General features: G+C 37.1%; 15 protein-coding genes. 7 read left to right on the top strand and 8 right to left on the bottom strand.

The genetic code is table 11. From position 1 onward, the window contains the following. Positions 1 to 11 precede the first annotated feature (11 nt). Positions 12 to 1,274: a threonine ammonia-lyase IlvA gene (gene ilvA, locus V0410_RS21945; RefSeq protein ID WP_330745626.1), complete on the top strand. Its 1,263-nt coding sequence runs from the start codon at positions 12 to 14 to the stop codon at positions 1,272 to 1,274. Positions 1,275 to 3,050: 1,776 nt separating this feature from the next. Here the strand turns inward: ilvA and V0410_RS21950 are convergent. From V0410_RS21950 to alaS, 6 genes are all read right to left on the bottom strand, one after another. Further along, positions 3,051 to 4,520, bottom strand: coding sequence for a M20/M25/M40 family metallo-hydrolase (locus V0410_RS21950; protein WP_330745627.1), 1,470 nt, complete (start codon positions 4,518 to 4,520; stop codon positions 3,051 to 3,053). A gap of 8 nt (positions 4,521 to 4,528) precedes the next feature. Further along, on the bottom strand, positions 4,529 to 4,765 hold the full coding sequence (locus V0410_RS21955) for a hypothetical protein (RefSeq protein WP_110009324.1): 237 nt from the start codon (positions 4,763 to 4,765) through the stop codon (positions 4,529 to 4,531). Between the two features lie 75 nt (positions 4,766 to 4,840). Further along, positions 4,841 to 7,168 (bottom strand): hypothetical protein, encoded by a 2,328-nt coding sequence (locus tag V0410_RS21960; protein WP_330745628.1) that lies wholly within the window; start codon positions 7,166 to 7,168, stop codon positions 4,841 to 4,843. 304 nt (positions 7,169 to 7,472) lie between these two features. Then, complete coding sequence (locus V0410_RS21965; RefSeq protein WP_330745629.1) at positions 7,473 to 9,287, bottom strand: cytochrome-c peroxidase; 1,815 nt, start codon at positions 9,285 to 9,287, stop codon at positions 7,473 to 7,475. A 70-nt stretch (positions 9,288 to 9,357) separates the two neighbouring features. After that, positions 9,358 to 10,836 (bottom strand): hypothetical protein, encoded by a 1,479-nt coding sequence (locus tag V0410_RS21970; protein ID WP_330745630.1) that lies wholly within the window; start codon positions 10,834 to 10,836, stop codon positions 9,358 to 9,360. 626 nt (positions 10,837 to 11,462) lie between these two features. Beyond that, positions 11,463 to 14,066, bottom strand: a complete 2,604-nt coding sequence (gene alaS / locus V0410_RS21975) for an alanine--tRNA ligase (RefSeq protein WP_330745631.1) — start codon at positions 14,064 to 14,066, stop codon at positions 11,463 to 11,465. A 271-nt stretch (positions 14,067 to 14,337) separates the two neighbouring features. Here alaS and V0410_RS21980 point away from each other — a divergent pair, with 271 nt between their 5' ends. From V0410_RS21980 to msrB, 4 genes are all read left to right on the top strand, one after another. Next, on the top strand, positions 14,338 to 14,892 hold the full coding sequence (locus V0410_RS21980; RefSeq protein ID WP_330745632.1) for a sigma-70 family RNA polymerase sigma factor: 555 nt from the start codon (positions 14,338 to 14,340) through the stop codon (positions 14,890 to 14,892). Positions 14,893 to 14,898: 6 nt separating this feature from the next. Continuing rightward, positions 14,899 to 15,168, top strand: a complete 270-nt coding sequence (locus V0410_RS21985) for a hypothetical protein (RefSeq protein WP_062671232.1) — start codon at positions 14,899 to 14,901, stop codon at positions 15,166 to 15,168. Between the two features lie 78 nt (positions 15,169 to 15,246). Next, positions 15,247 to 15,690 (top strand): DUF417 family protein, encoded by a 444-nt coding sequence (locus V0410_RS21990; RefSeq protein ID WP_330745633.1) that lies wholly within the window; start codon positions 15,247 to 15,249, stop codon positions 15,688 to 15,690. A gap of 17 nt (positions 15,691 to 15,707) precedes the next feature. Then, on the top strand, positions 15,708 to 16,805 hold the full coding sequence (msrB, locus tag V0410_RS21995) for a peptide-methionine (R)-S-oxide reductase MsrB (RefSeq protein ID WP_330745634.1): 1,098 nt from the start codon (positions 15,708 to 15,710) through the stop codon (positions 16,803 to 16,805). A gap of 180 nt (positions 16,806 to 16,985) precedes the next feature. Here the strand turns inward: msrB and V0410_RS22000 are convergent, their stop codons facing one another. Then, entirely contained in the window at positions 16,986 to 17,831 is an 846-nt protein-coding gene (locus V0410_RS22000) for an ABC transporter permease (protein ID WP_330745636.1), read from the bottom strand. 2 nt (positions 17,832 to 17,833) lie between these two features. Further along, positions 17,834 to 18,736, bottom strand: a complete 903-nt coding sequence (locus tag V0410_RS22005; RefSeq protein ID WP_330745637.1) for an ABC transporter ATP-binding protein — start codon at positions 18,734 to 18,736, stop codon at positions 17,834 to 17,836. Between the two features lie 116 nt (positions 18,737 to 18,852). Between V0410_RS22005 and V0410_RS22010 the strand changes: the two genes are divergently transcribed. Both V0410_RS22010 and V0410_RS22015 read left to right on the top strand, forming a co-directional pair. Beyond that, a complete protein-coding gene (locus V0410_RS22010; RefSeq protein ID WP_330745638.1) occupies positions 18,853 to 20,205 on the top strand; it encodes an ATP-binding protein in 1,353 nt (450 codons plus the stop codon). A gap of 53 nt (positions 20,206 to 20,258) precedes the next feature. Further along, the gene (locus V0410_RS22015; RefSeq protein ID WP_330745639.1) at positions 20,259 to 21,362 is read left to right on the top strand and encodes an NAD(P)/FAD-dependent oxidoreductase; all 1,104 of its coding nucleotides are present in this window, start codon (positions 20,259 to 20,261) and stop codon (positions 21,360 to 21,362) included. Positions 21,363 to 21,371 lie beyond the last annotated feature (9 nt).

Here is a 21,371-nt window from a genome sequence, read left to right on the forward strand (position 1 = left end):
TAAGTAAACGGATGATGAAAGAGGGAGTAAGTTCCTCCGTTTTAGAGAATGTCTATAAAGCGGAGGAACGATTAAAAAATGTAGTGGTAAAAACACCTTTGGCTGTCAATAACAATCTGTCAGCTATTTATGAGTCGAATATTTATTTTAAAAGAGAAGATCTTCAAAGGGTTAGATCCTATAAAATAAGAGGTGCCTATAACAAGATGGCCACCATGTCTGAGGAAGAACTTTCAAAAGGTGTTGTGTGCGCCAGTGCCGGAAATCATGCGCAGGGAGTTGCATTTGCATGCCAGACCATGAAGGTGAAAGGAACGATTTTCATGCCTTTGCCAACTCCCGGGCAAAAGCTTGAACAGGTGAAAATGTTCGGTGGAGAATACATTGATGTTGTTTTATTTGGAGACACATTCGATGAATCCAAAGATGCTGCGATGAGGTTTTGTAAAGACCATAACAGCGTATTTATCCATCCTTTTGATGATCCGGCGATTATTGAAGGACAGGCAACAACAGCACTGGAGATTCTGGAACAGACAGAAGGTGTGGTTGATTATCTTTTTGTACCGATCGGCGGCGGCGGACTGGCAGCAGGAATCTGCACAGTATTTCAGCAGTTGTCTCCGCAAACAAAGATTATCGGGGTAGAGCCCTCCGCAGCAGCAAGCATGAAAAAAGCCCTTGAAAAGGGAAAACCTGTTCTTCTTGAAAAGATCAGCCGTTTTGTAGACGGAGCAGCCGTACAGCAAGTGGGAGATATTACATTTGAACGCTGTAAAGATATCCTGTACGATATGGCTACAGTGGATGAAGGACTTGTCTGTGAAACCATATTATCTTTGTATAATAAAGATGCTATTGTTGTTGAACCTGCGGGAGCGCTTTCAGTAGCAGTATTGGAAAAATACAGGGAGGAAATAAAAGGTAAAAACGTAGTATGTATTATCAGCGGGAGCAATAATGATATTACCCGGATGGAAGAAATCAAGGAAAAAGCATTGCTTCATGCAGGATTAAAACACTATTTCCTGGTCAGATTCCCACAGCGTCCCGGAGCATTGAAAACCTTTGTAATGGATGTACTGGGGCCTGATGACGACATCACTTATTTTGAATACACTCAAAAAAATTCAAAAGAAAAAGGCATTGCAGTCGTAGGAATTGCTCTGAAACAAAACAAAGATTTCACCCCATTAATCGATAAGATGAAGCAGTATGATTTCTTTGTTAACTATCTGAACAATGATCCTTCGCTGATGAATCTACTTATTTAAAATCATATTCAATATTAAATTATTTCGTACACAAATCAGATTCTAAAAACACAATGATGAAAAAGCTTCACAATCAGTGAAGCTTTTTTGTTTTTGGCAATATCCAATGACATAAGAAACTGAAGCGTTAAGAAAATGAATTCTGTGAACGTTAAAAAACTCTAATGTTTGAGTACGGGACAACCTATGATTCTAAACATAGATCGTTTCCGCACGAGTTTAGAGTTTTTAGAGAACAGATTTCATTTTTAGTGGAAGTTTCTAAGTCTTGAATTTTTGATTCTTTTGTTTCAAGACAAAAGAAGTATAATGATTAAAAAAAATTAACGGTATCCAATCATATTCAATATTAAATTATTTCGTACACAAATCAGATTCTAAAAACACAATGATGAAAAAGCTTCACAATCAGTGAAGCTTTTTTTGTTTTTTTGACAAAATCCAATGACATAAGAAACTGAAGCGTTAAGAAAATGAATTCTGTGAACGTTAAAAAAACTCTGGTGTTTGAGTGCGGGACAAAATATGATTCTAAACATAGATCGTTTCCGCACGAGTTCAGAGTTTTTAGAGAACAGATTTCATTTTTAGTGGAAGTTTCTAAGTCTTGAATTTTTGATTCATTTGTTTTAAGACAAAAGAAGTATAATGAATAAAAAAAATTAACGGTTTGCAATCATATTCAATATTAAATTATTTCGTATACAAATCAGATTCTAAAAACACAATGATGAAAAAGCTTCACAATCAGTGAAGCTTTTTTTGTTTTTTTGACAGAATCCAATGACATAAGAAACTGAAGCGTTAAGAAAATGAACTCTGTGAACGTTAAAAAAACTCTGGTGTTTGAGTGCGGGACAACCTATGATTCTAAACATAGATCGTTTCCACACGAGTTCAGAGTTTTTAGAGAACAGATTTCATTTTTAGCTGAAGTTTCTAAGTCTTGAATTTTTGATTCTTTTGTTTCAAGACAAAAGAAGTATAATGAATAAACAAAATTAACGGTATCGAATCATATTCAATATTAAATTATTTCGTACACAAATCAGATTCTAAAAACACAATGATGAAAAAAGCTTCACAATCAGTGAAGCTTTTTTGTTTTTTGACAGAATCCAATGACATAAGAAACTGAAGCGTTAAGAAAATGAATTCTCTGAACGTTAAAAACTCTGGTGTTTGAGTGCGGGACAACCTATGATTCTAAACATAGATCGTTTCCGCACGAGTTCAGAGTTTTTAGAGAACAGATTTCATTTTTAGTGGAAGTTTCTAAGTCTTGAATTTTTGATTCTTTTGTTTCAAGACAAAAGACTGTTTCCGCACGAGTTCAGAGTTTTTAGAGAACAGATTTCATTTTTAGCTGAAGTTTCTGAGTCTTGAATTTTTGTTTCTTTTGTTTCAAGACAAAAGAAGTATAATGAATAAAAAAAATTAACGGTTTGCAATCATATTCAATATTAAATTATTTTGTACACAAATCAGATTCTAAAAACACAATGATGAAAAAGCTTCACAATCAGTGAAGCTTTTTTTGTTTTTTTGACAAAATCCAATGACATAAGAAACTGAAGCGTTAAGAAAATGAATTCTGTGAACGTTAAAAAAACTCTGGTGTTTGAGTGCGGGACAAAATATGATTCTAAACATAGATCGTTTCCGCACGAGTTCAGAGTTTTTAGAGAACAGATTTCATTTTTAGTGGAAGTTTCTAAGTCTTGAATTTTTGATTCTTTTGTTTCAAGACAAAAGAAATATTGTTCTTTTTATAAATTATCTTTCAAGCGAAAAATTAGAAATTACCTTCGGACGCTCTGCTTCATTAGCAACCTTCCAGGATGTTCTGTACATCCATTCCGTCATTTTATACAGCTTTTTGTAATTGATATTTTCTGATTCATCCTGCGGGGTATGGTACTGATCATGCAGAACACTGGTAAAGAATACAGCAGGAATGCCAATTTTAGCATATGGAAGATGGTCACTTCTGAAATAGAAATACTCAGCATGGCTTGGAGAATCCCAATCCTTCAGATATTTGAACTTTGTGCTTTCGTTATTGGCATCTTCAGCCATTTTAACAAGTTCTTCAGAATTTTTGTGTGGAGTATTTCCTCCTAATAGAGCAGCTTCATTATTGTCATTTCTTCCGATCATATCACCATTCAGAACGGCTACAATTTTCTCTTTCGGAACAACAGGATGTGCTGCATGCCATCTTGAACCCAGCAATCCTCTTTCTTCAGCGCCATGGAAAACAAACAGGATACTTCTTTTTCCCGGCTGTTTTTTGTAAGCTCTGGCCATTGCCAACATGGCAACACAGGTGCTTGCATTATCATCAGCGCCGTTATAGATGGTGTCGTTTTTTACAGGATGTCTGATCCCGTCATGATCCTGGTGTCCGCTTAGTAAAACATATTCATTCTTAAGAACAGGATCTGTACCTTCTATTTTTCCGATAATATTAACGGATGGATATTTATAGGTTTCAGTGATCAGGTTTAAAGATGCTTTCGGATTGTTTTTTACCCAGTTGGCATTTTCTCTTTTGATCCACAGAACAGGAATATTATTGGTGATTTTTTCTCTTAATCCTTCCACTCCGTAGCTTCCTCTTGTCATTTGAGGCAGTACTTCTACCCAGCTTTGCTCGGAAATATCATCGGTGATGAAAATAATGGCTTTTGCTCCCAGTTCAGCGGCTTTATTGTAATATTTATTTCTTACAAATCCAGGATATCTCCTTACAAAAAGAGTCATATCCTTAGAAATATTTTTGTCGGATGCGTTTACTGCAATAACTTTCCCTTTGATATTCAGTTGGGCAAGATCTTCCGGCTCTGTATTTCCGGCATATACAATTTCAGCATCTACAGAAGCATTTACAGGTTCTGCAACCAGAAAATCCTTCCATAATTTTAAACTGTTGTCTCCAATTTTCAGGGTGCTTTGCGGGATCACCTGATGTCTGTACATATCAAAGAACTGGAAAAAAGTTCCGTTATCTCCGGAAGGTTTCATGCCGGCTTCTTTAGCTTTGTCAGCCAGCCACATAGAGACTTTCAATTCATCCAGAGTTCCTGCTTCACGGCCCCAGAACTGGTCTGCAGCAAGCTGATACATATCGGTGCGGAGATCAGATTCTTTGATAGCAGAAACTAAAGGTTTTTTATAGTTCTGAGCATTTCCGAGGGTAAACAGGAAAAGGCTTAACAGAGAAAAAACATAATTTCTATTCATAAGAACTCTTAATTGAAGTTAGCCAATTTCTCTGAAAACTGTTTTGAAAATTCTTTTCTGTCTTCTTCCAGTTTTTCCTGTGTAGAAGGTAGAATATAATTAAAAAGGATCTTGTCTTCATGGTCTAAAAAGATAATTTCCTTTTCATTTCCATCAATCATCTGTGAGAAAATCTCCCACATCGGAGTGTCTTTTAATTTTAATAATTCAAAAAACTGTTCTGCTTTGATTTCGATTTTCTGCATGTTCTTTTTTATATAGTATCGTTGAATATTTCTGAATTCTGATTCAAAAATAAAGATTTTGTATGGTAAAGCGTATTAAAACTCGAGAAACTTCAGCTTAAACTGAATGGCGAAGTTTTCCTTGAAATGAGGGGTTGCATAATAGCCCACTCTGTAGAATACCCCAAGATTGAAATAGCTGGAAAGGAAATTGTTCCATTCCACACCGACTTCCTGATACAGGTGATCCAGTTTTCTGAATTTAAACTGGTGGTATTCCGGATGTTTCATATCTCCGATAGTTCCTCGTAAGACAAAATCAAAGCTGGAAACATTGTGTCCGAAACTTTTCAGATACCATGGAAGTTTATGCGTAAAGTAATACGCTATGAATCTGTCATTATAGTATTTTCCGCCTTCCAGTGTGGCAAACCCAAGATAAGATGTAAGGTTAAAATTGAAGTCTTTACCGGGAGAGGCAAGTCCATTCATCGTAAAGTTTTTCCAGATAGGCGCTCCGCCCAGCACAAGACCTCCGTACAATCTGAAGCCGGTAGTCCCGATCGGTGTTTTGAAATTGTGAACAAACAAAGCATCAAAACGGGAATAATTAAAATTCCCCTGCAGTATTTTGTAGCTCTGCTCATAATTAAAATACAGTTCAGGATATTTCTGATCGATCAGGGATTTTCCCTGAGGTGTCATAATATTGGTAGAATTCGGAGAATATTTCAGGGTGAAAAGGGTATTGAAGTTTCTGTAAGATGTTCCCCGGTCTCTGAACTGATAATCGAATTCAGCTTCTTCTGTATTTCTTCTTACAGCAAGAGCAACGGTAAGTCCGTTGGTGACATCGTTCAGGTAAGATAATGACATTCCTTTAAAGTGGAAATACCGGTCATTGTTCAGATTATTCCCGAAATTCATCATTCTCATCTTGAAATTCCACATTTTTCGGTTGAATTCTCCGGATGCTGTCATATCATCATACACTTCAAATCTGAAAAAGGAATTCTTTTCCAGTGTGGTTTTCATATCAAGTCCCATCCCGTACTTCCATTTTCGGTCTTTCACACCATATGCAAAATAGTAGTCTGGTGAAAAATAAGGGTTGAAATTTTCATTCAGCTTGGCTTTTAAACCTAATCTGAAACCTTCATAGGAGTTATAATTGACAATTTCATCCACAGCAAAGTCTACAGAACCGACTCTGATCTGTCCGTTCAGTAAACCTGATAAAATCTGTGCTTTGCTGTCGATTTTATATTTTTTACCTAAACTGTCGATGGTTTTATAGGTATTTTGTTCCCTTTCGGTAAGAGGATCTGTCCTGTAGCGGTCCAGAGATTGGCCGTCAATATTTTTTACCGAGAAAGTATAGCCTTTGAAATCCTTTGGATCTTCTTCAATAGGAGATTCGAAATCAAAATACTTTGAGGTAAGGAAAGCATAGGTTCCGAAGCTTTTTTTGTCTTTCTTATCATCGGCATGCACTTTGTCATCCATGGCCATTTTACCCATTTTAAGCTTGGCTTTTTCATGGGCAAGGAACCATTTATTATTGTAGAATACCCAGGTACTGGTAATAATTCCTTCGTTTTTATTTTTACTGAAATTCTCGATTTTTTTGATTCCGTACGTTTCGGTGTCTACATAAATAGCACCGTTATACTTTCGTTTTCTGTCAGGCTTTTTGTAATTTACCTCACGGAAGCGGATCACAAAGTTTTTCCTTCCGTCAAGGGTAACAGTATCTGAAAGAAAAAATCTGTACAGCCCTCTGTTTTCGGGCTTTATCTGTTCGGGAACAACATCCCTGTTACTTTGCTGGAGTGCGATCATTTCGTAAATAGGCTGCTTCAGACCGGAGATTCTGTTGTCCAGAATATTGATCTTTTCCCCATACTTTTTGGAGTACAAAAACTCCTGAGCTCTTTCCCAAAGGAAGAGTTTACTTTTTGAAAATATTTTTCTTGCGTTGATATTATTCAGCGAGTCTTTTTCCCTTTTTTTCTTGAAAATGTTTAAATCATTAAAGTACTGATTAAACTGCGAAAGACTGTCCTCATCAATATCCAGAGAGATTTTTTCGTAGGATTTGTAAGAATAGGATCCTAAACTTTTGGGTGAGTTTTCTTTGAATAATTTATTGACTTTTTTAAGAATTTCCAGAGCCCTGGGATCACTTTTGTCTTCAATAACAACCGCTTCAATGTTGGTTGTCTTTGATGTTTTTTTAAGAAGGGAAACTTCCATGCTGCTCTCAACTGTGATACTTTCTCTCTGATAAGAATCTGCATCTATATCAATGTTTTTGCATCCGGTTTTAAACTCCAGAATACCCTGTTCATTCGTATATCCGATAACTGCATTGTCACAGGATACCTTTGCTTTATAGACAGGCTTTTGGCTGGCGTCATCCACAACCTTAATTTTTGATTGTGAATACCCCAAAAAGCAGATCAGAAAAAATAATAACAGTAAACCCCTTTTCATGTAAAAAAACTACGTCAAAAATAATGATATTTATTGTTGTAAAAAAGTTTTTAACAGAGTATAACATTGATTTAATCTAATGTTTTCATGGACTTTCCAAAGGTAAAATCAAACAAAGAAATGAGCCGCATAGTCTTTCTGTTTTACCTGAATTTCTAAATAAAAAACTCCTTTGCAGTTAAAGCCCAGGAGTTTTAATGGTTTTTCGTTGTTTTGTGTTTTAGAATCGTATTTATTGATCATCCAGCGCTTTCATAAATTCAATAATATCATCAATTTCCTGATCGGTAAGCTGTAACGGTGCGTCGGAAAGTGTCTGATTTTCCAGTTTAAATCCAAAAGCTTTTCCTCCGCCTTTGTTATAGAAATTCATCACTTCTTTCAGGGTTTTATACCCGCCGTTGTGCATATAAGGAGCTGTTTTGTTAATATTTCTAAGTGTGGGTGTTTTAAAGGAATGCTGCAGGGAAGAAACTGTCTCATGGAATTTTCCCCGTCCCGGATCTGTGTCAAATGTTTTATTTTCTCCGTTCATTGCTGTTCCCAGGACTTCCTGTTCAGTTTTTTTGAAATTCGGAGGAACCGTTCCATTAAATAAGGGAAGGAAATGACAGATGGCACATTGGGCTTTTCCCACAAAAAGATTGAAACCGCGCTTTTGATTGTCTGTCATCGCTGATTTATTTCCTCTCATATATTCATCAAAATCAGAATTGAATTTTGCCAGAGAGCGGATATAGCTCGCCAATACATTCTGAAGCTGCCAGACCTCGGTTTTTTGTGAATGATAGATCTTTTTAAATGCGGCCTGATAGTTTTTATCCTGATTGATTTTGGCAAGAATAACATTCAGATCACCGTGCATTTCTTCTTTGTTGGAGATTACATCAGAGCTCTGTCCTTCCAGGTCATCCTTTCTCATATCCCAGAACTGGCCATGCTGATAGCCTGCATAGTTGAGCGAAGGAGTATTTCTTGCCAGTTCCGAATTTTCAAGGGACATTGCTTTGCTCAGTCCGTCTGTAAAAGCTTTCTCAGGAATATGACAGGTGGCACAGCTCCGGTTGTTATTATTCGACAAAATTTTATCATTAAAGAGTTGGTGCCCAAGAGCCGCTTTTTCTTCCGAATAGGTATATTCTTTTCCAGGAGTGAAAGCATTAGGATTAAAAGCATTTTTAGAAAAAAAAGTAGCTGCATTTTTGTTTAAAGCGGTCGTTACGTCAACATCGGGAATGTTCTCCTGCTTTTTAAAATCAAGCATCAAAGTTGTGATTCTATTCAGATGATCCGGAATGAAATTCACGTAATCAAATGTGTTTTTGTCTGTATTTTTCTTCAGTACGGTAATGGTTGAACTGATCTCTGCCACGATACTTTTTAAGGCTTTATTTTTCGAACGATCAGTGGAGATCTGTTCCAAAGTTTCTTTTATTCCTTGCAGAGAAAATGGCATTTCCTGTAAAAATGTTCCCGAAAGCGGAGTGTCAAAACCTGAAATTCCCAGGCTGGAAATTCTGAAAGTCTCCTGTCTTAATGCATCAAAAACCTGGTCTTTACTGATGGTGATGACCTGAAAATTGGTATCAATGGTATTGCTTTTATTGATGAGCTTATTAAGCATCCGGGTTACTTCTTCTTTATTCGCTTTTTCGTAAGGGTAGAACATCTCTTCCAGCACCTGTAAGCCTTCAGGTTCTATTTCAGTATGTTCATCCATTTCTATTTCGGGAAGGGCCGGGCCATTGATAAACCTTGCAGAGTGGGGAAGGAAGTATTCTACAGCCCATTCCATTTTTTTGTAGGTTTTTCGGATATCCTGGAATTTCTCCTGAAGAAGTTTTTCATCAGCATCTTTAGCAACAAGAGCCTTCAGTTCATTGATCTGTTTTTCAAAATCAGCATTGGTTTTGATGATCCTGTTTTTTACAGAACCAAGATCTTCGTATACGGGCTGCTGCTTATCATTTTTGCAATGGTAAAGCGTAAAAAGTGCTGCTGCACAGTATAAGAAAAGGAGTATCGGGTATTTTGAAAGTTTACTCATAAGTATGAAAAAGTATCAACAGAGGTTTTCTATTGATACTTTAATTGAATTTGATATGAAGGAATTAAAACTATTTTTCTACGTTTCTGATGATAACAATCTGTCCGCCTTCTTTGTTGGCGTTGATTCCGGAACCGTCAGGATTTTTGAATTTATCCAGCTGCCAGGTATGAGAATGGATATTCACCGAGAAGGTATTCGGAATTCCGATAATGTCTGAAATATCAACCATTGCCCCGAATTCCCATGCCCCGAATTTCTGAAGGTCTCCGGATTGGTTGTAAGCAGTCTGCCATGCAGAGTCACCTCTGTTGTGCCTCATGTTCAGCCATGGTTTGTATTGTTTGGTGGCAATATTCAGCTGCCAGATATAAGAATCGTGTTTTGCATTTTTGTAATAAGAATCTCCGTCTTCCTGGATGTATACAAAGTTTTCAGTTACACATAAGTTGTCAGGATTGATCAGATTATTTCCCGGATTAGAGTCTCCTTCAGCCACCACTTCCAGTTTTCCTGTCAGCATATTATTGGCGTTCAGAACAAGTTTGTAAACTCTTCCCCACATGGTTAATCCGGCTTTGGGATTGATCCCGTCGGAAGATTCACCGGTAGCAGTAAAGTAGATTTCTCTTCCTTTTCCAGCTCCTTTTCTGTAATCTACATCTTCCACTCTTGAAAAGCGGATCGCATTATTGTCAATATTTTTCTGGTTGATCTGAGCTCCGGTAAGGTTTTTAGCGTTCGGAATTTCCACGAATTCTACATCATAGCTGCTTCCTTTCGTCATATCTGTTTCCGTATAGTTGCTGTTGGTTCTTTTTAAAGAATACAATTTACCGTTATCAAGATCTCCCTGTGTATCGGCTACATACATGATCAGCTGTCCTGCAGACTGGTGAGAAGAAGAATAAGACTGGTCTTCACCAATAATGATATAGGTTTTTCCGTTGGAAACATCTTTAGGAAGCGGAACCGCATTTTCCATAGAAGCCTTTCCTAATGCCGGTTTTACCCTTGTTTTATCAGTTGCCTGAGACACGGGTGCCAAAGGGTTTAAAGCATGTACCATACTTTCTTCACCTGATTCTCCTGCGGTAAGGAATGCACTGAAACCATGAGTTTCCGGAGTTGCCAGCGTAGCGGAGCATAATCTTGTCATTCCTCCGGTTCCGTTTAAGATATATTCTCCTTTTACAGGCTTAAAAGTTTTGTCTAAATAGACTCTTGATACCGATTGCTTGATCTCATGGTTGGTAATCATCAGGTAACCGTCAGAGTTTGGATCTTTCATAAGTCCCATTCCGTCCGGCTGTCCTCCGAAAACGAAATCCGGTGAACCTGGAAGCACATCGGAACTGGAAATAAGGGTGGTTATGTTTAAATTTTCAAAACCCTGCATTCCATAAACGAAAGCGGGTTCTTTAGAAAAGTTTTCAAGTTTGATTTTATCATTGACAGGAGTGTCCGAGTTACTGTTGTTGTCATCATTGCAGCCTTGAAATACAAGAGAAGCAAAGACCAGAGCTCCAATAGTTTTGTTAATTTTCATAATTACATTTTTTGAATTTCGATTATGGCAAAACTAAAGGTCTTGTATTAACTGAGTTTTAAAAAGATAAAACAAATAGTTTAAGATTAAGTAATGGTTTGTTAAGATAAGATCAATAATTAGAACGGGTATAAATAAAAAAGACTGTGATGAAATCTTAGGAATAAAGAATAGTATGGTATAGCGCAGAGTACGCAAAAGTTCTATTTCCTGCTTTTTTCGATCGCAAAGGCATTCCATTTAGCAAAAAACGCAATCATTTCATAGCTGAGTGTAACGCCTTTGCGAACGTAAATATTGATGATAGCATGAGCGTTTCTTTGTGATCCTTGGCGTTAAATAAAACCTATATCCGGCTTGTGTAACCTTTTCCTAAATTATTTTATTTTAATCTCCCACGGATTTCACGGATGACACAGATGTTTATGGGAAATTTGCTTTATCTGATGGAAGTATAATTATTACTCACGCTTAGTCAGAATCAATGAAGTTGATTCCCTTCTTTGCTCCCTTCAATACGAAGTGCTATACGAAAAACTTTGCGTTAAGAATATAATGGTAAAACAACTCCGGCTGTCTCAATTTTGAGACAGCCGGAGTTAAAATTTATAATAGAGGTTTCTATTTTAGATATTCAATGCTTTTTGGTAAGCGTTTTCTAACCCTTCAAGGTTTTTACCACCAGCAGTAGCGAAACCTGGGTTTCCACCACCACCACCTTGGATTTCTTTAGCAAGGTCTTTTACGATAGCTCCAGCCTGGTAATCTGCAGCCAGATCATCAGAAACTCCAACAGTAATCATTGGTTTTCCGTCTGCATCAGAAAGAATAATCGTTACTGAAGTCGGGATTTCTCTCTTCAACTGGAAAACGATGTCTTTTACAGAACCTGCATCCAGAGAAGTTTTCTTCACAAGAAGCTGCTTGTTGCCTTTCTGCTCATAAGCATTCTTCCATTCTCCGATTTCTCCTTTTGCTTTTTCCTTTTTAAGAGCATCTACTTCAGCCTTCAATGAAGTGTTTTCTTCGATCAGTTTTTCGATCGATCTTACCACATCTTTAGACTTTAATAGCTGGGAAAGCTCAGTGATCTGTTTTTCAAGATTGTTGAAATACTCTTCGGATTTATCTCCCGAAATAGCCTCAATCCTTCTGATTCCTGCAGCAGCAGAACCTTCGGAAGTGATTTTAAAGTGACCAATTTCGCTGGTGTTTTTTACGTGAGTTCCTCCGCAAAGTTCTTTTGAACTTCCAAACTGGATCATTCTCACATTGTCACCATATTTTTCACCAAACAAAGCCATCGCTCCTTTGTCCAGAGCTTCCTGAATCGGAATATTTCTGAATTCCTGTAAAGCAATACTTTCTTTGATCTTTTTATTTACTTTTTCTTCAATTAATGCTAATTCTTCTTCCGTCATTTTGTTGAAATGAGAGAAGTCGAAACGAAGATAATCAGGACCTACATAAGAACCTTTCTGTTCTACGTGAGTTCCTAACACCTCTCTTAAAGCCTCGTGCAGAAGGTGAGTTACAGAGTGGTTAGCCTGAGAATTTTTTCTTTCGGAAGCGTTTACTTTAGCATAGAAAACAGCACCGGCATCTTTAGGAAGACCGTTGATCAATGAAATGATCAGTCCGTTCTCTTTTTTCGTTTCCAGTACTTCAAAGCTCTCAACAGCGTTTTCAAGAATACCTTTGTCTCCAACCTGTCCACCTCCTTCAGGATAGAAAGGAGAGCTGCTTAATACCACCTGATAGAATTCTCCGTCTTTGTTTTCTACCTTTCTGTATCTTGTAATATAGGTTTCAGATTCAAGCTGATCATATCCTACAAAGTTTTCATCTCTTTCCTCCAAAGTAACCCAGTCGTAAACTTTCTGGGCAGAATCTGCTTTTGAACGAAGCTTCTGTTTCTCCATTTCAGCTTTGAAACCTGCTTCATCAATTGTTAATCCTTTTTCTTCTGCAATAATTCTTGTTAAATCATCAGGGAAACCATAAGTATCATACAGTTCAAAAACTTCTTCACTTGGTAATACTTTCTGGTTATTGCCAATGGTCTGCTGGATCAGTTTTTCAACTCTGATCAGGCCATTTTCAATAGTTTTTAAGAAAGAATCTTCTTCACTTTTGATCACTTCAGCAACAAGTTTTCCCTGTTTTTCGATTTCCGGGAAGAAGGTTCCCATCTGCTCCTGCAGTACAGCCACCAGTTTGTAAAGGAAAGGCTCTTTCATATCCAGGAATCGGTAAGAATAAGAAATTCCTCTTCTTAAAATTCTTCTGATAACATATCCCGCACCTCCGTTGGAAGGTAATTGTCCGTCTGCAATAGCAAAAGAAACCGCTCTGATGTGGTCTACCACAACACGGATCGCAATATCTTTTTCGTCTTGTAAAATTCCGGTATATTTTTTACCTGAAAGTTCCTCAACTTTAGCAATAAGCGGAGTGAAAACATCGGTATCATAATTGGAAGACTTCCCTTGAAGCGCCATACAAAGACGCTCAAAGCCCATTCCCGTATCTACGTGCTGAGCAGGAAGCTTCTCTAAAGATTTATCTGCCTTTCTGTTGAATTCCATGAAAACCAGGTTCCATACTTCCACAACCTGCGGGTGGTCCTGATTCACAAGGGAAATTCCCGGAACTGCTGCTTTTTCTTCAGGAGTTCTCAGGTCAATATGGATTTCCGAACACGGTCCGCACGGTCCGCTTTCACCCATTTCCCAGAAGTTATCTTTTTTATTTCCGTTGATGATTCTGTCCTCTGAAATGTGAGATTTCCAGAAGTCATATGCATCCTGGTCTCTGTCCAGATTTTCTGAAGCATCCCCTTCAAAAATCGTTACGTATAAATTTTCTTTTGGAATTCCGTATACTTCAGTCAGTAATTCCCAGGCAAAAGCAATAGCCTCTTTTTTGAAGTAATCCCCGAAAGACCAGTTTCCTAACATCTCAAACATGGTGTGATGGTAAGTATCTCTACCTACATCATCCAGGTCATTGTGTTTCCCTGAAACTCTCAGACACTTTTGGGTATCGGCAATTCTAGGGGCGGTAGGGGTTTTGTAGCCAAGGAAGAAATCCTTGAACTGCGTCATTCCGGAGTTGGAAAACATAAGGGTAGGATCGTCTTTCAGCACAATAGGAGCTGAAGGAACGATCAAGTGCTCCTTACTTTTAAAATAATCTAAAAATTTTTGACGTATCTCTTGTGATGTCATAGTATTGCTTTTGCTTTTTTAAATATCAAATTTTTGATAAGATGCAAATTTAAGATTTTTAAGCGATTTGTAATAATTTTATGCTATGTTTTGAATGATAACGAGTTTGGGTATTGGATGCGTGGTAAACCTTACAGGTTTTCGAAACCTGTAAGGTTTGAGATGGCATATTTGTAATGACTGTAATCAATAATAATCGATCTCATTTTGCAATTTTCCATTTAACTTCCTACCTTCGTTGCGATCTGAAAAAAGACAAAAAATCCTTCCAATGACAAAAGATGAAGAACTGAAAAGCTGGATAGAACAATATTCAGGGCCGCTTTTGAAGCGGGCACTGTACGTACTTTCAAATAAAGAAGATGCACAGGATGTTGTTCAGGAAGTTTTTCTCGCTGCTTACTCAGCTTATGATTCTTTTGAAGGGAAAAGCAATGCGCTTACATGGCTGATGGCCATTCTGAATAGAAAAGTGGCCGATTTTTACCGTAAAAAATACAAATCTGAACCCAATATCCGACTCGATCATTTTTTTGATGAAACAGGATCATGGAAACACAATGATGTTTTAAATGACTGGAATGTATCAGGAGAAGGGAATGAGCTTTTAGACAACAAGGATTTTAATAAAACACTCGAGGAATGTATTGAGGAATTGCCCTCCAAATGGAAGATTCTCTTGAAAATGTATTATATTGAAGAAAAAAAAGCACCGGAAGTCAGTCAGGAATTGAATGTTTCCACGACTAATCTATGGAAGATTTTGCAGAGAAGCCGTATGCAGCTCAGAGAATGTCTGGAGTTCAACTGGTTTTCAAAATCATAAGAAATCATGATACGAAGAATACTACATATATTATTTTTACCGTGCAGTGAAGCTACTTTACTGATGGAAAAGAGGAATGCCCAATCCATATCTGCCAGAGAAAACAGGATGCTGAGCATGCACCTGATGATCTGTAAATGGTGCAGAATGTACAATGAAAAACTGGCACTTCTGGATAAAGCTTTTAAAAAGACTTTTTCTGAAAAAGAAACTGAAATTAATGATTCTGAAATTCAGGATTTTAAAAATAAAATGATCGATAAATTGAATTTCTGATAAAATTTCTGTCAGGATTGTAAAAAAGCTCCGACTATACTTTTGAAAACGATAAAGTATTAACTAAAATCTTAAAATATGGTCGGAACAATACAGGAATCAAAAAAACAATCAGCCCGAACCGGGTATTATATCTCCCTTTTTGGAGCAGCTCTTATTTTGCTGTGGATTGGCATCTTCAAATTTACGCCTACGGAGGCTGCAGCAATAAAACCTTTGGTGGAAAACCATTTCTTAACTTTTTTCGTATATAAGATTATGAGTGTCCAGGGAGTGTCAAATCTTATCGGAGTGATAGAAATTATCATTGCCTTACTCCTGATATTTAGTGCGAAATTTGCTGTACTGAAAAAGTATGCAGGGGTAGGAATGATGGTGACTTTTCTGGTAACATTAAGCTATTTATTGACAACACCGGGAATGTGGAAAATAGTGGACGGGGTGCCTGTGACGGATTTCTTTATTCTGAAAGACCTTATGTTTTTAGGATTTGGAGTAATGATCATTCAAAATAATAAGTAATGAATAAAAAAGTAAAAATGAAGAATATATTAATTGCACTCGGAATCATTCTGGGTATAGCAGTATTTGCTGCGGAATCAGGACTTTTCAGAAAAGCAAAGTCCAATGTAGTGGAAATAAAAAAAGAAAATGAGGAAATTATGGATAACAAGAACGTTAAAGAGATTTATTTTGCAGGTGGATGTTTCTGGGGAACAGAACACTTTTTTCAACAGATTCGTGGCGTGGTAGGAACAGAAGTTGGTTATGCCAACGGTAATACCAAAAATCCTACTTATGAAGAAGTCGTAAGCCATACAACAGGTTTCGCAGAAACCGTAAAAGTAAAATATGATCCTGAGCAGGTAGATCTGAAACTATTGATTGATCTGTATTTTAAAACCATTGATCCTACAAGCAAAGATCAGCAGGGAAATGACAGAGGAAACCAGTACAGAACAGGAATCTATTTCACTGATAAAACAGATGAAGCGGTGGTAAAAGCGGAAGTTCAGAAGCTGGCAAAGAATTATCATAAACCAGTAGTCGTAGAAACTATTCCATTGAAAAATTTCTACAGGGCTGAAGACTATCATCAGGATTATCTGGATAAAAATCCAGGCGGTTACTGTCATATTGAACCGGGACTTTTTGAAATGGCCAAAAAAGCCAACCCGCTTCCAAAACCGGCTTACCAAAAGCAGGATAAAAAAGTTTTAAAAGAAAAACTGACTGCAGAACAATATAATGTTACCCAGGAAAACGGTACCGAAAGACCTTTCCAGAATGAGTACTGGAATGAAACCCGTGAAGGAATTTATGTAGATATTACAACAGGGGAACCTTTGTTTGTCTCTACCGATAAATTTGAATCCGGATGCGGATGGCCAAGTTTCTCAAAACCGATTACCAAAGGTTTGATTGAGGAAAAACTGGATCGTTCGATTGGTATGGACAGAGTGGAAGTAAGAAGTAAAACGGGGGATGCCCACTTGGGACACGTTTTCACAGACGGGCCGCAGGATAAAGGTGGACTTCGTTACTGTATCAACAGTGCTTCGCTGAAATTTATTCCAAAAGCGGAAATGGAAAGCAAAGGATACGGAAAATATCTTCCGTTGTTAGATAAAAAGTAATATGAAAAGAAGGCTGCCGTTGGGCAGCCTTTTTATATTGAATTAATGATGTAGTTGAAATCTTTCTTTGATGCTGAACATGGAGATATTCAGAAATAGGAGAAATCCGAAAACGAACCACTTAAAAATAATCTTTAAATATTTTAATTTTTTAAATCTTTAAATCCTAAATATAGCCATCTACCAATCCCTTTTTCTCAGAATCCAGTACGAACCGAATATAAAAATAGCACACCATACCAGACAGGCGATAAGACTTTCCGTAGGGTAGTGGAACTCATATTTTAAGCCCATCATTTTAGCCATATTTAATCTCATCATTGGGTTAGGAATAAGGCTTGACATGCTTTCAAGCGGTAAAAGGTGCGAGATAAAAAAATCATTCTGAAGAACCTCATTTCTTTGCGGTCCCTGCATTCCCTTTACTTTTGAATACGTTTCAAGAGCAGTTAAAATTCCTTCGCCAATCCAGAAAACGAAAAGGGCAAGAAAAACAAAAACAGATTTTCTCAGTAAAATGGAAAGGAACATTAAGAAGCAAAAGAACGTAAATAGCTTCACAAAATAATTTCCAATAAAGAACATTTCAGCAAAAGCCTTGGTAGAGTCCGTTGTATTCGAATATTGATAGCCCAGAAACAACGTAATTCCCAACACAATGGCTGTCGAAACAATAGTGAAAATGCTTATCGTCAGCAATTTTGAAGTGATGAATTCCTTTCTGCTCAATCCGTCAATCGTATTCTGCTTGAACATGCGGTTGCTGAATTCCTGTGAAATAGAGAAAACAATGATCAGTCCCAGGAAAATTTTCAGCAAAGCAACAATCCATGTGGTGAAATTCCAGATTTCCGGGAAATTATAAATTCCCTGTTCTTTTAAATTGATCGTTCCTCCAAAAATATCAAAGTCAACCAATCCAATGAAAAGTAAAGCAATAAGAATGGCGAAATAAAGTATCGTGAAAACTCTGAACGGTGTATAGTTCAGGTTTTTGTAATATTCAAGTTTTAATAATTTGATCATGATTAATTGGTGTTTTTTACAAGTTCAAGGAATTGAGATTCTAGAGACAGTTTTTTCTTTGTTAAATGAGAAAGATAGATTCCTTTTTCAGCCAGTTTCTGATTCATTGCCGAAGCTGAAATAGAAGCGTCATCACGGATCTGAGCTTTGATAAGATCACCTTCCTGATTGATGGATGAGAACCACTGAAGTTCGTTCAACGCATTTAAAAGTAAGGTGTTATTATCAGCTTTCAGCTCAAAATATCCGTTGTTGGAAGTCATTTCATCCACTCTTCCGCAGTAAATGGAATTTCCTTCCTTCAAGACAATGACATGGCTGCAGATTTTTTCAATTTCATCCAGAAGATGGCTTGCAATGATAATGGTGATTCCCTGCTTGGCAATATCACTGATAATTTCTCTGATCTGAATAATTCCTTCAGGATCCAGTCCGTTGGTCGGTTCATCCAAAATTAATACTTCCGGATTGTTCAGCATGGCAGAAGCAATCGCCAGACGCTGTTTCATTCCTAAAGAGAAAGTCTTGAAAGTATCTTTTCTTCTTTCATACAGATTAACCGTTTTCAGAACTTCGTCAATCCTTGAGTAGGGTGTTTGCTTAATTTCAGCGACAATCTTAAGATTGGTTTCTGCACTTAGATAAGGATAAAAGTTAGGCTGTTCAATAATCGCTCCGATCTTTTTTAAGGTGTCAGGATCAGTTCCTTTCTTGCCAAACCAGAACCAATCTCCGCTGGTGGGATTGATGGTTGAAAGCAGCATGCCGAAAGTAGTGGATTTTCCGCTTCCGTTCGGTCCCAAAAGGCCATAAACATTTCCTCTTTCGACATCAAAAGAAATATTGTTGACCACAACTCTTTTGAATTTTTTCGTCAAATTTTTTACTGATAAAATCTTTTCCATGTAATTTGTTTTACATAGTAGTAGTCTATATAAATTAGAGAATGTTACAGAATTATCATAAATCAATATTAATTTATTGACAAATACATTAAATTTGATAGAATTAATCAACAGTTATGAAGCTAATTGAACTGGCAGAAGAATTAAATGTATCTGCAGAAGCCATAAAACAGTTTATTCAGGATTTTGATCTTGAACTGGTAGATTGTATCAGTACCAATTTTGAGGTAAAAAAAGATTTTGAAAAATTTGCCCGCGAAAATGTAGATTTTTTAAGACTTTATGAAAAAGATCTTGATAAGAATAAAACCCTGGAGCAGATTGCCGAAGTCATTAAGCAGCCAAAAGACAAGGTTGAAAAGGTGATCAAAGACAATAATCTCAATATTTTCGATAATGGTTTTTACAAATCCTCCATATCAAGCTATGGAATTGATAATAAACTGGGAGGGAATTATCAGTTTGTCTACGATTATTTTGGGCATAAAACCAGCCTTCAGCAAAGAGATTTTATTGGATACAGAGACCTGTTTTTTTATACATCCACTGTTTTGGAACCCTTCCTGAATCCGCAGCAGATCAAAGACTGGGGCATCAACAAGCCTGCAGGGATTATTCTGTACGGACCTCCCGGAAGCGGTAAGATATTCTGGGCCAACAAAATTGCTGAAATTATCGGATATCAGTTTAAGGAAGTCAAAAAACATTATTTGGGAACTTCGCTGATTGATGGAAATGAGATTAATTTCAGTGATTTCCTGGTGAGTATGATGAAGGAAAACAAAATGCTTCTTTTTATGGATGATTTTGATGAAATTATGATGCAGAGAAGAGCGGAAACAGACATTGCTTCCTGCAATCTTGAGGCTCAGGAACTGATTCTTCACTACATCGGAAAGTTTGAAAAAGAAGGTGTTTTAATGGTAGGTTCAGCTAATTCTGTGGCTGAAATTGATGAGGAAATTCTGGCACCCGGAAGATTTGATGTGCTGATTCCTATTTTTCCACCCAATGCTTCTGAGCGCTCGGAAATCATTCTTTATGCCATGACCAGAGGATTGGAAGAAGATTCTTTACTCTATAAAATACTTAAAAACAACAAGGCTGATAAAGTTCCATTCTGGCATGAAATTTCTTCAAAGATGAAAGCATTCAGTAATACCATGCTGATAGACTTTACGCAAAGCCTAAAGAAAAGAATCAAAAACCTGTATCAAAGGACCAGAAACGAAAAGCTGAAAATTGATCAGAAAATTTTAGACAGCGCATTAAGGGATGCAGGATCAAAACTTACTGAAGAATATCTTGATCAGGTAGCACGATTTCTTGCGGATGCCATTATCAATAATTTTGATGACTTCAGGTTTAGGATTCAGGCTCTGAAAAATGAACTGGAAACCTACAGAGTTGTCGAAGAGCCGCAAAGAGCAATCGGATTCCAGCATAATGAAGAAGGAGATAAAGGATAAACCGTTTAAAGCTTTATAAAAATTACTCATTACCTATTTATTACTCATTATTTATGAACAGTATTTGGGAACTGGATACTTTCTACAGAAAAAGAGACATCATCATTATTGGTGCGGGGTTTTCCGGGCTTTGGACAGCTATATCCATAAAGGAGAAGTATCCTGAAAAATCTGTTCTCATTATTGAGCGGAATGCAATTCCATTGGGTGCTTCCACAAGAAATGCAGGGTTTGCGTGCTTTGGAAGCCTTACCGAAATTATTGCCGATTCTGAGAAGATGGGCTGGGAAAAAACACTGGAGCTTGTTACAATGAGATTTATCGGACTTCAGAAAATCCAGCATTATTTTAAACATGATGAAATTGATTTTGAATTGAATGGAGGTTATGAAATTGTAAATAATGAAGACCCTTTATCTCATATTGAAGTAGTCAATGAAAAACTGAAAACAATAACTGGGTTGGATCAAACCTATACTTTAAAACAGAATAAAATAAAGGAATTCGGACTCGGAAAATCTGAATTCCTGATTGAAAATCCCTGTGAAGGAGGTCTGCATTCAGGAAAATTATTACAAAAGCTTTTAGAAAAGTGTCATGAACTTAAAATCGAGTTTTTATTTGGAACGGAAGTTCAAAATATTGAAGAAACGGACAAAGTTGAGGTGCAGCTTTCAACAGATCTTTCTGTAATCGCCGAGCAGCTTATTTATTGTACCAATGCATTCACTTCAAAGTTTCTGAAAGAAGAAACTATCGTTCCTGCCCGCGGACAGGTTCTCCTGACTGAGCCAGTAGATGAATTGAAACTTAAAGGAACATTTCATTATGACGAAGGGTATTATTATTTCAGAAATGTAGGAAACCGGATATTACTAGGTGGCGGGCGAAATAAGGATTTTAAAACAGAAGAAACAACGGCTTTTGAAACAACAGAGTTTCTGCAGAATCACCTGGAAAACTTTTTAAGAGAGATCATTCTTCCTCATAAAGACTTTAAAATTGCTCTTCGCTGGTCGGGAATAATGGCTATGGGTGAAGAAAAATCGCCCATTGTAAAACAACTTTCAGAAAGACAGTTTTGCGCGGTAAGACTTTCAGGAATGGGGGTGGCCCTGGCTCCAAAAATTGGAGAGATAATAGCAGAAATGATATAAATATCAAGT

The sequence above is a fragment of the Chryseobacterium sp. CP-77 genome, from assembly GCF_036362765.1.
Lineage (GTDB): Bacteria > Bacteroidota > Bacteroidia > Flavobacteriales > Weeksellaceae > Chryseobacterium > Chryseobacterium cupriresistens.